This is a genomic window from Pseudomonas sp. WJP1 (genome assembly GCF_028471945.1).
Classification (GTDB): domain Bacteria; phylum Pseudomonadota; class Gammaproteobacteria; order Pseudomonadales; family Pseudomonadaceae; genus Aquipseudomonas.
Genome location: NZ_CP110128.1, coordinates 4723696 through 4735518, shown reverse-complemented (window position 1 = coordinate 4735518; position 11823 = coordinate 4723696). Strand labels below are relative to the sequence as shown.

Annotated in this window: 9 protein-coding genes; 2 read left to right on the top strand and 7 right to left on the bottom strand. The window is 63.0% G+C overall.

Features of this window, described 5'->3' with window-relative positions; all coding sequences use genetic code 11:
* The first annotated feature begins 40 nt into the window (after positions 1-40).
* Both OH720_RS21250 and OH720_RS21245 read left to right on the top strand, forming a co-directional pair.
* The gene (locus OH720_RS21250) at positions 41-1447 is read left to right on the top strand and encodes a purine-cytosine permease family protein (RefSeq protein ID WP_272602805.1); all 1407 of its coding nucleotides are present in this window, start codon (positions 41-43) and stop codon (positions 1445-1447) included.
* 106 nt (positions 1448-1553) lie between these two features.
* Entirely contained in the window at positions 1554-2684 is a 1131-nt protein-coding gene (locus OH720_RS21245; RefSeq protein WP_272602804.1) for a sterol desaturase family protein, read from the top strand.
* On the opposite strand, the gene OH720_RS21240 is transcribed toward OH720_RS21245, so the two are convergent.
* From OH720_RS21240 to OH720_RS21210, 7 genes are all read right to left on the bottom strand, one after another.
* Positions 2587-3309: a L,D-transpeptidase family protein gene (locus OH720_RS21240; protein WP_272602803.1), complete on the bottom strand. Its 723-nt coding sequence runs from the start codon at positions 3307-3309 to the stop codon at positions 2587-2589. The two genes, OH720_RS21245 and OH720_RS21240, sit on opposite strands and share 98 nt — an antisense overlap.
* Entirely contained in the window at positions 3306-4067 is a 762-nt protein-coding gene (locus OH720_RS21235) for a M15 family metallopeptidase (protein ID WP_272602802.1), read from the bottom strand. Before OH720_RS21235 ends, OH720_RS21240 begins: the two co-directional genes overlap by 4 nt.
* A gap of 38 nt (positions 4068-4105) precedes the next feature.
* Positions 4106-5062: a lipoyl synthase gene (gene lipA / locus OH720_RS21230; RefSeq protein ID WP_272602801.1), complete on the bottom strand. Its 957-nt coding sequence runs from the start codon at positions 5060-5062 to the stop codon at positions 4106-4108.
* Positions 5063-5215: 153 nt separating this feature from the next.
* The gene (gene glyA, locus OH720_RS21225) at positions 5216-6484 is read right to left on the bottom strand and encodes a serine hydroxymethyltransferase (protein ID WP_272602800.1); all 1269 of its coding nucleotides are present in this window, start codon (positions 6482-6484) and stop codon (positions 5216-5218) included.
* Positions 6485-6632: 148 nt separating this feature from the next.
* Entirely contained in the window at positions 6633-9488 is a 2856-nt protein-coding gene (gene gcvP / locus OH720_RS21220; protein ID WP_272602799.1) for an aminomethyl-transferring glycine dehydrogenase, read from the bottom strand.
* A 9-nt stretch (positions 9489-9497) separates the two neighbouring features.
* Positions 9498-9881 carry a glycine cleavage system protein GcvH gene (gene gcvH / locus OH720_RS21215; RefSeq protein ID WP_272602798.1) on the bottom strand — a complete coding sequence of 128 codons (384 nt, stop codon included), beginning with the start codon at positions 9879-9881 and terminating at the stop codon, positions 9498-9500.
* 425 nt (positions 9882-10306) lie between these two features.
* On the bottom strand, positions 10307-11815 hold the full coding sequence (locus tag OH720_RS21210) for a sigma-54-dependent transcriptional regulator (protein ID WP_272602797.1): 1509 nt from the start codon (positions 11813-11815) through the stop codon (positions 10307-10309).
* Positions 11816-11823: the final 8 nt, after the last annotated feature.

Below are 11823 nucleotides of genomic sequence, written 5' to 3'. Positions count from 1 at the left end.
ATTTGTGTGATGCCTTTTACTTTCGAAGAGAACAACAATAATGACCGATAGTCAGCAACGAAGTCCCCTGATCGAAACCCGTTCGATCGATTACATCCCCGAGGCCGAGCGCCATGGCAGCCTGTACAGCCAGTTCACCCTGTGGCTCGGCGCCAACCTGCAGATCACTGCGATCGTCACCGGGGCGTTGGCCGTGGTGTTGGGCGGTGACGTGTTCTGGTCACTCATCGGCCTGCTGATCGGCCAGGTACTGGGCGGGGCCGTGGTGGCGCTGCATGCTGCCCAAGGGCCGAAGCTCGGCTTGCCGCAGATGATCTCCAGCCGCGTGCAGTTCGGGGTCTACGGCGCGGCGATCCCGATTGTGCTGGTGTGCCTGATGTACCTGGGCTTCAGCGCCACCGGTGCGGTGTTGTCGGGGCAGGCGATTGCCCAGTTGATCAGTGTCAGCGACAGCACGGGCATCCTGATTTTCGCCGCGTGCATCGCGCTGCTGACGATGTTCGGTTACCGGGTGATCCACCTGGTCGGGCGGGTGGCCAGCGTGCTGGGCGTGATCGCGTTCGTCTATCTGTTCGCGCGCTTGATGAGCCTCAACGACATCGGCCTGTTACTGGAAAACCGCCACTTCAGCTGGAGCACCTTCCTGCTGGCGGTGTCGCTTGCGGCTTCCTGGCAGATCGCCTTTGGCCCGTACGTGGCGGACTATTCGCGCTACTTGCCGAGCACGACCTCCTCCTGGAAAACCTTCACCGCCGTCGGCCTCGGCACAGTGCTGGGCGCCCAGGCGTCGATGGTGCTGGGCGTGTTTGCCGCAGCGTTGGCGGGGGCGAACTTTCGCGGGCATGAAGTGGCGACCATCGTCGGGCTGGGCAGTACCGGGGTGGTGGCGTCCTTGCTGTACCTGAGCGTGGTGTTCGGCAAGGTCACAGTGTCGACCCTCAATGCCTATGGCAGCTTCATGTGCGTGGCCACTATCATCAGCGGCTTTCGCGGTCGCCTGCAAATCACCGCCGGCCAGCGCATGCTGTTCGTGCTGGTGATTGTCGCGGCGTCCACCACCCTTGCATTGCTGGGCCAGCACTCGTTCCTCAACTCGTTCAAGTACTTCATCCTGTTCCTGCTGACGTTCTTCACCCCCTGGAGCGCGATCAACCTGGTGGACTACTACTTCATCAACAAGGAGCGTTATGACATCCCGGCGTTGTCCGACCCGGCAGGGCGCTATGGCCGCTGGAACCTGCAGGGGATCAGCGTGTACGTGATCGGCGTGTTGATCCAGCTGCCTTTCGTCGACACCCATTTCTATTCCGGACCGATGGTCGCGCAACTGGGCGGCGTGGACATTTCCTGGATCGTCGGGCTGGTGGTGCCGGGAATCCTGTATTTGCTGCTGGCCAGGACATCGGCAGGGGTTATGCCGGTTGCTGAAATCTCAAGACCTGAATAAGATACATCCGCAATAATATCCTGCAGGAGCCGCAAGCCGTGCTCCTGCGACAAGCGTTTTTCCAACCGACTCACAACGCTCTACTTTCAGCAGGGGGCAGCCTTTCGTGGATGTTCTCGAACCGATCGACCAGTACCTGTACAGGTGGGTGATTGCGCCTGTCAGCGATCAGTTCCTGGGGCTCTTCGACCTGAATGGCCGTCTCTGCGTGGCCTTTCTGTTCACCTCCTACGTCGTGGCTTACGGCTTGTTCCGCTGGCGCCAATCCCGTGGGCTGACGGACGCGCATAGCTTCTGGCAGTTCATCGGCGGCAACCGCGTGCATTTTCATCCCTCGGCGCTGCTCGATTACCGCTATTACTTCGTGCGCGGCATTCTGAAAGTCGTGCTGGTGGTGCCCATCGTTGGGCTGGTGGACCCGTATGTGTTGCGCTCCGGGGACTACGTGCGTTTTTTCACTCACCTGTGGGGCGCACGGGTGCAGGTCGAGGAGCACCTGGCCCTGTCCTTGCTCTATGGCCTGGGCGTGTTTCTGCTGCAGGACTTCATCCATTACTGGGCCCACCGCGCTTACCATTCGCGTTACCTGTGGGCGTTCCACAAAGTCCATCATTCGGCGACGGTGCTGGTCCCGGTGACGGCGAGCCGGGTGCATTTTCTCGAGAAAGTGGTCGAGCGGCTGATCGACCTCGTGTTCATCAGCGCCTTTGCCGGCCTCTTCTGGTACGCCTGCGGCGGGGAGATCAGCCGCTACACGCTGTTCGGCGTGACCTACATCGTGTTCATCCTCAACGCCCTGGCGGCCAACCTGCGCCACAGCCATGTCTGGCTGTCCTTCGGGCCGGTGGTCGAGCATGTGTTGAACAGCCCGGCCCAGCACCAGATTCACCACAGCGATGCGCCGCAGCACTTCAACAAGAACTTCGGGGTCAACCTGTCACTCTGGGACTGGATGTTCGGCACGCTCTACGTCACACAGGCGAAACCCGAGGTTATCCAATTCGGCACCGGCGACCAGGAACGTTACCTGACGCTCCACAGCCTGATCGTCACGCCCTTCGTAGAAACGGCCCACAAGCTGCGTCAGGCCAGGCGCCCGATTCAACGCCCTGACCTGTCGATGGGAGAAGAACCCTTGATCAACGTTCAGGAAGCTTCCAGCGTTCGCGCAACTGTTCGTATTGCGCCTCGGGTAATTGCACCAGCAGCGGGGACTGGCGCGGGTCCAGCCAACTGAACAGGCGAGCGATATCCGTAGGGCTCATCGCCGTGCAGCCCCGTGTTGGTGTCGTGGGGCCACGCCAGATGTGGAAGAAAATGCAGGAGCCGGCGGCGGGGGATGCCGGGGTGTTGTGCTCGATGACAATGCCCTGGCGATACAAGTCATCAGGGCGGCGCATGCGTTCGGAGCTGTTCCAGTCCCTGGCAATCGTGGCGCCGTCGACCAGTTCGTTGTAGCGCGTGGACTGGCTGTCATCCACGCATTCGATGGTCGGGGTCAACGCGAGATAGGGCAGGCGCGTTTCAGCTGAGGCGTCGTAGCCAAATGCGCTGCCCAGCTTGAACATCCCGGCTGGCGCCTTTCCATCACCTTCCTGTTTCACCGGCCCCTCAAGTGGCCGAGTGTCGAGCAGTCCCTTGCCCCAGCCCATGCCGTTTTTTCCCAGCACGACGGCAAAGGGCGCTTCGACTTTCTGGAAGCTATCTCCGTGCCGTTCATAACGTTGGGCGCTGCCCTGGATGTCATCCCAGTGCTTGCTGGTGACCACGATCAACTGGCCACTTGCTTCGAGCCCTTGGGCCATCGCGGCACAGGGCAGCAGCAGGATCAGCAGCGTGCAGATTCTGCCAAGCCTGTTCATGGCGCCAGCGGGGTGATGGGGAAGTTCATGACGCTGTTCAACGTCGCATCCCGGGTGTAAGTGAAGTGCCACCACTCGGCGGAGTAACCGGTGAATCCCTCCTGCTCCATGGCGCGGGTCAGTCGTTGGCGATTGTCCATGGCCGTCGCCGTGATCGACGTCGAATCGGAATGGGCGCGCTCGTCGAAGCAATCAAAACCGGTGCCCATGTCGACGGCGCCGTCGTGCCAACGCTGACCATAAGGCGCCGTGCAGTCGACGGGCGTGGCTGAGGGCGTCCAGGTATCGGCGGGCAGGGCGCCCGGGCCTGTCATGCTCAGGTCGACGGTGCCGCCTTTGGAGTGATTGGATACCCGCGCCACATAGCCCAGGCGCCAGAAGTCCTGCTTGTCCACCCGGGGATAGAATTCTGCCTTGCGTGGGTCGCCCGGCTCCGTGGCGAAGCGCCCCATGTCCGCGACCGCGCGGCTGGGGCGATAGCAATCAAATACCTTCAAGCCGTAGCCTTGCGCCTGCAGTGCCGTTTGTACCCGGGACAGGGCTTTGGCGGCCTCCTGCGACAACAGGCACTCGGGCGCTTCGTAGCCCTCGAGGGGATGCCCGGTGAAGTTGTGGGCGCTGGCATAGCGAATGTCCTGCTCGATACCCGGGTCGATCGTGCGTAGATACACCATGTGCCCGGGCCTGGGCTCGGCAGCGACGACGCCCGACAAGGCGAGACTCAGGATCGGGAGCAATGTTCGAACGACAAATGGCATCGGGCCGGGCCTCCACAATGGCATGACAAGTCACTTCATCATGGCTTGAAACCGGCGGCACCTCCATGAAGTTGTTGATCGGCGTGATAGGACGAGCGCACCAGTGGTCCCGACGCCACGTTCTTGAAGCCCATGCGCGCGCCTTCCTCGGCGAACCAGGCAAACACGTCCGGGTGCACGAAACGCTGGACCGGCAGGTGACTGCGCGACGGTTGCAGGTATTGGCCCAAGGTGAGCATGTCGATATCGTGCTCGCGCATGCGCTGCATGACTTCGATGACTTCCTCGTCAGTTTCGCCGAGGCCCAGCATCAGCCCGGACTTGGTTGGCACCTGCGGCACCCGTTGCTTGAACTTCTGCAGCAGATCCAGCGACCACTCGAAATCCGAGCCTGGCCGCGCGGCCTTGTACAGGCGCGGGACGGTTTCCAGGTTGTGGTTGAACACATCGGGCGGCTCAAGGGCGGTGATCGCCAGGGCGACGTCCATCCGGCCACGGTAGTCCGGCACCAGGGTTTCCAGTTGAATGCCAGGCGACAGCTTGCGGATCTCGCGCAGGCAGTCGACGAAGTGTTGGGCGCCACCGTCGCGCAAGTCGTCGCGGTCCACCGAGGTGATCACCACGTATTTGAGGCGCAGTTCGGCGATGGCCACGGCGAGGTTGCGCGGTTCATCCACGTCCAGCGGTTTCGGCCGTCCGTGGCCGACATCGCAGAACGGGCAGCGACGGGTGCAGATGTCACCCATGATCATGAAGGTGGCGGTACCCCCGGAAAAACACTCGCCCAGGTTCGGGCACGAGGCTTCCTCGCAGACGCTGTGCAGCTTGTGTTTGCGCAGCAATTGCTTGATCCGGTCGACCTCGGGGGAGGTCGGCATGCGTACCCGGATCCAGTCGGGTTTGCGCGGGAATTCCTCGGTGGGAATGATTTTCACTGGAATCCGCGCAACCTTTTCCGCGCCGCGCAGTTTGGTGCCGACTTGCACTGTATTCATAGGTGTTCCCAAAGTCTGTCAGACAAGAACCGGACCTGTAGGAGCGAGCCTGCTCGCGATGGACGTGAAGCTGACGCGTGTTCATCAGGAAGCCCGCGTTATCGTTAACGACCATCGCGAGCAGGCTCGCTCCTACAGGGGGGGTGGGTGCGATCAGTCGCGATAGACCGGGAAATCCGCACACAGAGCGGCAGCCTGGCGGGCGACCTCAGCCTCCACATCGGCATCGCCGAGATGATCGAGGATGTCGCAGATCCAGCCTGCCAGCTCGATGCTCTGGGCTTCCTTGAACCCGCGACTGGTGATCGCCGGCGTACCGATGCGCAGGCCTGAGGTCACGAACGGCGACTGCGGGTCGTTGGGCACGGCGTTTTTGTTCACGGTGATACCGGCACGGCCCAGGGCGGCGTCGGCGTCTTTGCCGGTCAGGCCCTGGCGGATCAGGCTGACCAGGAACAGGTGGTTGTCGGTGCCACCGGACACCACGTCATAGCCGCGTTCGATAAAGACCTGCGCCATCGCCTGGGCGTTGCGGATCACTTGCGCCTGGTAAGTCTTGAACGCCGGCTCCAGTGCTTCCTTGAAGCACACGGCCTTGGCGGCGATCACATGCATCAGCGGGCCGCCCTGGCCGCCGGGGAATACGGCGGCGTTGAGCTTTTTCTCCAGCTCCGGATTGGCCCTGGCCAGGATCAGGCCACCGCGCGGACCGCGCAGGGTCTTGTGGGTCGTGGTGGTGACCACGTCGGCGTAGGGCAGCGGGTTCGGGTACAGACCTGTGGCCACCAGCCCGGCGACGTGGGCCATGTCGACGAACAGCCAGGCACCGACCTTGTCGGCGATTTCACGGAAACGCGGGAAGTCCAGGGTCTTGGAGTAGGCGGAGAAGCCGGCGATGATCATTTTCGGCTGGTGCTCGACGGCCAGGCGTTCGACTTCGTCGTAGTCGATCAACCCGGTCGCGGTGTCGATACCGTATTGCACGGCATTGTAGAGCTTGCCGGAAAAACTCACCTTGGCCCCGTGGGTCAAGTGACCGCCATGGGCCAGGCTCATGCCCAGCACGGTGTCGCCAGCCTGCAGCAACGCCAGGTACACCGCCGCGTTGGCCTGGCTGCCGGAGTGCGGCTGGACGTTGGCGTAGTCGGCGCCGAACAGTTGCCGGGCGCGGTCGATGGCCAGTTGCTCGACCACGTCGACGTGTTCGCAACCGCCGTAGTAGCGCTTGCCCGGATAACCTTCGGCGTACTTGTTGGTCAGGCCGCTGCCTTGCGCCTCCATGACCCGTTGGCTGGTGTAGTTCTCCGAAGCGATCAGCTCGATGTGGTGTTCCTGCCGTGCGTCCTCGGCGTTCATCGCTGCCAGCAGTGCGTCGTCGTAGCCTTTGATCTGGTCCTGCTTGCTAAAAAGGGTGCTGAACATGGTGATTTCCTCTGGTGTTCTTGAATAGGGGGGCACTGCTCTTCTGTAGGAGCGAGCCTGCTCGCGATGGACTCCAGAGCGCTGCGGGGTGCCAGGTTTCCCGCGTCATCGTTGACGACCATCGCGAGCAGGCTCGCTCCTACAGGGGTTATGCGTTTTCGTAGTCGGCGATTGAAGGGCAGGCGCAAATCAAGTTGCGGTCGCCAAACACGTTGTCGACCCGGCCCACGGGCGGCCAGTACTTGCCGTCGATCAAGCTGTCCAGCGGATAAACCGCCTGCTCACGGCTGTACGGGTGCGACCACTCGCCGACCAGCTCCGCCGCGGTATGCGGGGCGTTTTTCAGTGGGTTGTCGTCCTTGTCCAGGGTGCCGTTTTCCACCGCGCGGATTTCTTCGCGGATGCGGATCATGGCGTCGCAGAAGCGGTCCAGTTCTTCCTTGGATTCGCTTTCGGTCGGCTCGATCATCAGCGTGCCGGCCACCGGGAAGGACATGGTCGGGGCGTGGAAACCGAAGTCGATCAGGCGCTTGGCCACGTCATCGACGCTGATGCCGCTGCTGTCTTTCAGTGGGCGCAGGTCGAGGATGCATTCATGCGCCACCAGGCCGTTGCTGCCGGTGTACAGCACCGGGTAGTGCTCTTCCAGGCGACGGGAAATGTAGTTGGCGTTGAGGATCGCCAGCTGCGAAGCGCGCTTGAGGCCGGCGCCGCCCATCATGCGGATGTACATCCAGGTGATCGGCAGGATGCTCGCGCTGCCGAATGGCGCGGCGCAGACCGCGCCTTCCTTGCGTTCCATGTGGCCATGGCCTGGAAGGAACGGAGTCAGGTGCGACTTGACGCCGATCGGGCCAACGCCCGGGCCGCCACCGCCGTGGGGGATGCAGAAGGTCTTGTGCAGGTTCAGGTGCGACACGTCGCCGCCGAACTTGCCCGGGGCGCAGAGGCCGACCATGGCGTTCATGTTGGCGCCGTCGATGTACACCTGGCCGCCGTGGTCGTGGATGATGCCGCAGATTTCGCGGATGCCTTCCTCGAACACGCCGTGGGTCGACGGGTAGGTGATCATCAGCGCGGCGAGGTGTTCGCGGTGCTCGATGGCCTTGGCGCGCAGGTCTTCGATGTCGACGTTGCCGCGGGCGTCGCAGGCGGTGACCACTACGCGCATGCCGGCCATCTGGGCGGTGGCCGGGTTGGTGCCGTGGGCCGAGGACGGGATCAGGCAGATGTCGCGACGGTCTTCGCCACGGCTCTGGTGGTAGGCGCGGATCGCCAGCAGACCGGCGTACTCACCCTGGGAACCGGCGTTCGGTTGCAGCGAGATCGAGTCGTAGCCGGTGGCGGCGCAGAGCATCGCTTCCAGTTCGTCGGTCAGTTGCTGGTAGCCAGCGCTTTGCTCGGTCGGGGCGAACGGGTGCAGGGCGCCGAATTCGGCCCAGGTCACCGGGATCATTTCGCTGGCGGCGTTGAGTTTCATGGTGCACGAGCCCAGCGGGATCATGGTGCGGTCCAGCGCCAGGTCCTTGTCCGCCAGCTTGCGCAGGTAGCGCATCAGCTCGGTTTCCGAGTGGTAGCGGTTGAACACCGGGTGGCTGAGGATTGGCGACTGGCGAACCAGCGAAGCCGGAATGGTGCTTTGCGCAGCAGCGGCGAGGGCGGCGAAGTCCGGCAGGCTCTGGCCAGCGGCGAACAGGGCCCACAGGGTTTCCACGTCGGCCTGGGTGCTGGTTTCGTCGAGGGACAGGCCCAGACGCTCGGCATCCACTACGCGCAGGTTGATCTGCTGGGCGTGTGCCTGGTCATGCAGGGCGGCGGTTTGCGCGCAGGTGTTCAGGGTCAGGGTGTCGAAGAAGCTCGCTTGCTCGACGTTCAGACCCAGCGCGCTCAAGCCCTTGGCCAGGATCGCGGTCAGGTGATGTACACGCTGGGCGATTTGCGTCAGGCCCTTCGGACCGTGATACACGGCGTACATGCTGGCGATGTTGGCCAGCAGCACCTGTGCGGTGCAGATGTTCGAGGTGGCCTTCTCGCGGCGGATGTGTTGCTCGCGGGTCTGCATCGCCAGGCGCAGGGCCGGCTTGCCGAAACGGTCCACCGAAACACCGACCAGACGGCCCGGCATGTCGCGCTTGAACGCATCCTTGGTGGAGAAGTACGCGGCGTGCGGGCCACCGAAGCCCAGCGGCACGCCGAAACGTTGCGCGCTGCCGATGGCCACGTCGGCGCCGAATTCGCCCGGCGCGGTCAGCAGGGTCAGGGCCAGCAGGTCGGCGGCCACGGCCACCAACGCGTTGGCGGCGTGGAAACGCTCGGTCAGCTCGCGGTAGTCGAAGACGTCACCGTTGCTCGCCGGGTATTGCAGCAGGGCGCCGAAGAACGGCGTCACGTCGCTCAGCTCGCGCTCGTCACCGACCACCACCTCGATGCCCAATGGCTCGGCACGGGTGCGCAGCACGTCGAGGGTCTGCGGGTGGCAATGCACGGAGGCGAAGAACTGGTGGCTGCCCTTGTTCTTGCTCAGGCGCTTGCAGAAGGTCATGGCTTCGGCGGCGGCGGTGGCTTCGTCGAGCAGCGAGGCGTTGGCGATCGGCAGGCCGGTGAGGTCGCTGATCAGGGTCTGGAAGTTCAGCAGCGCTTCAAGGCGGCCCTGGGAAATTTCCGGCTGGTACGGGGTGTAGGCGGTGTACCAGGCCGGGTTTTCCAGGAGGTTGCGCAGGATCGGCGACGGCGTGTGGGTGCCGTAGTAGCCCTGGCCGATGAAGGTCTTGAACAGCTGGTTCTTACCGGCGATGCCTTTGATCAGCGCCAGGGCGTCCGCTTCGCTCAGGCCGTCTTCGAGGCCGAGCACGCTGGTGCCCTTGATGCTGTCGGGAATGACGCTGGCGCCCAGGGCTTCGAGGGAGTCGAAACCGAGAGTGTTGAGCATGGCCTGCTCGTCACCGGCGCGGGGGCCGATGTGGCGGGCGATGAATTCGTTACGGGTGTCGAGGAGGGTGGTCATGGGCAGTCCTCAGGCGTCGGTCTGTTCTTGGATCAGGCGGTCGTAGGCGGCCTGGTCCAGCAGTTTGGCGACAGCCGATGCGTCGCTTGGCTGGAAACGGAAGAACCAGCCTTCGCCCAGCGGGTCTTCGTTGACCAGCTCCGGGTTGCTGTCCAGTTCCGAATTCACGTGCAGCACCTCACCGTCCAGCGGCATGCCGATGCTGCTGGCGGCTTTCACCGACTCCACGACCGACACTTCGGTACCGGCGTCGAAGCTGCCCAATTCAGGCACCTGAACGAACACCACATCCCCCAATGCCTGTTGGGCAAACGCCGTGATGCCAACGGTAACCGTGCCGTCAGCTTCGGTACGCAGCCATTCGTGTTCGACGGTAAAACGCAATTCGCTCATATCAACTCCTCATTGTTCAGACTCATCCGCTGCAGGTGGCGGAGGCGATGGGCAGGCTCGGGTGTGGGTAACGAGCTTGTCTGGAGGAGAGATAGCAAGGGCGGTGCCAAGGTTGATTACTTGTTTTAAATCAATGGTTTAGTGATTTATTAGGCAAATTGATGCGCGGTTGCCGTATTGAAATCAAGACAGGCACGGGAAGGGAAGGGGCCGAAGTCCGATATAGACAGGTCGAGGAGGTTTTGTCTTGGTTTCGATACGCTGTATCGATTTGCACACAACACAACAGGCGCACCCCATTCCCTGTAGGAGTGAGCCTGCTCGCGATTGCGGTGCAACAGAAAACAATGATGTTGACTGACAGTACGCTATCGCGAGCAGGCTCACTCCTACAGGGGGGCGGGGTGATTCAGGAGTTGGCGGAGTCAGGACTTGTTGGGAATCCCGTATTTGCGCAGCCGAATGGCTATCGCACTATGGGATGTTTGCAAACGTGCAGCCAGCAATCGGCTGGATGGATAACTGCGATAAAGCTGCTCCAGCAGATTCTTTTCAAACCCTTCGACAGCCTCCTCAAGGCTGCCCACCTCGCCATCGTTTCGGCGCTCCACAGCGGTCCTGGCGATGTCGAGGTCGTCGATGTCCACCAGCGGGTTTTCGCAGATCGCCGCAGCGCGAAAGATCACGTTTTGCAGTTGCCGCACGTTACCCGGCCAGCGGTTGCCGAGCAGGGCGGGAAAGGTGCTGGGCGCCAGGCGACAGACCGGGCGCTGGATCTGCGCGCAAGCCTGCTGCATGAAGTGCTGGGCCATCAACAGGATGTCGTGGCCACGTTCGCGCAGCGGCGGTACTTGCAGGTTGAGGACATTGAGGCGGTAGAACAGGTCTTCGCGAAAGTGTCCTTCGCCGACCATTTTTTCCAGGTCACGGTGGGTCGCGCTGAGGATCCGCACATTGACCTTGACCTCACGATCGCCACCGACCCGACGGAAGCAGCCATCGCTCAAAAAGCGCAGCAGCTTGGCTTGCAGGTACGGCGACATCTCGCCGACTTCGTCGAGGAACACCGTGCCCTGGTCCGCCAGTTCCAGCAGCCCGAGCTTGCCGCCCCGTTGCGCCCCGGTGAACGCGCCGGGGGCGTAGCCGAACAGCTCGCTTTCGGCCAGGCTCTCCGGCAACGCCGCACAGTTCAGGGCCAGGAACGGTTTTTCACGGCGACCGCTGATTGCGTGACAGGCGCGGGCCACCAGCTCCTTGCCGGTGCCGGTTTCGCCCTGGATCAACAGCGGTGCGTCGAGGGCCGCCACCCGTTGCGCGCGGGCCTTGAGCGAGCGGATCGGCGGCGACTCGCCGAGCAGCGCATCGAAACCTTCGGCGTGGTCATGGTGCAGTGCCGAGAGGCGTTCGCCGATGCGGTTCGGTTGATAGAGGGTGAGCAGGGCGCCGGCGTCGGTGATCGGCATGGCATCGAGCAGCAAGGTGTGGCCGCCGAGGCTGACCTCGTGCATGGGCAGGCGAAAATGGTGGGCGATCAAGGTGCGTTGCAAGTCGGCGTCGTCGAACAGCGTGCCCAACGATTCACCGGCCGGTTCGCGACCGCACAGGGCGATCAATGCCGGGTTGGCCAGCAGCACGTGCCCACGATCATCGACCGCCAGCACCGGGTCGGAACTGGCGGCGAGCAAGGCATCCAGTTGCAGGCGCCGACGTTGCCCGGGAAGGATGTCGACCATGGTCACCGCCTGCACGCCGCGCACGCCGAACAGGGCCTCGCGCAACTCTTCCAGCACCTCGGTGCCCAGGGTCGGGGCGTCGATGTAGACGTTCGGCGGCACCATCTCCACGGCGTCCAGATTGAAGCTGCGCCCGCCGAGCAGGGCGAGTACTTCCTGGGTGATACCGACGCGGTCGATGAAGGTGACGTGGATGCGCATGACAGGCC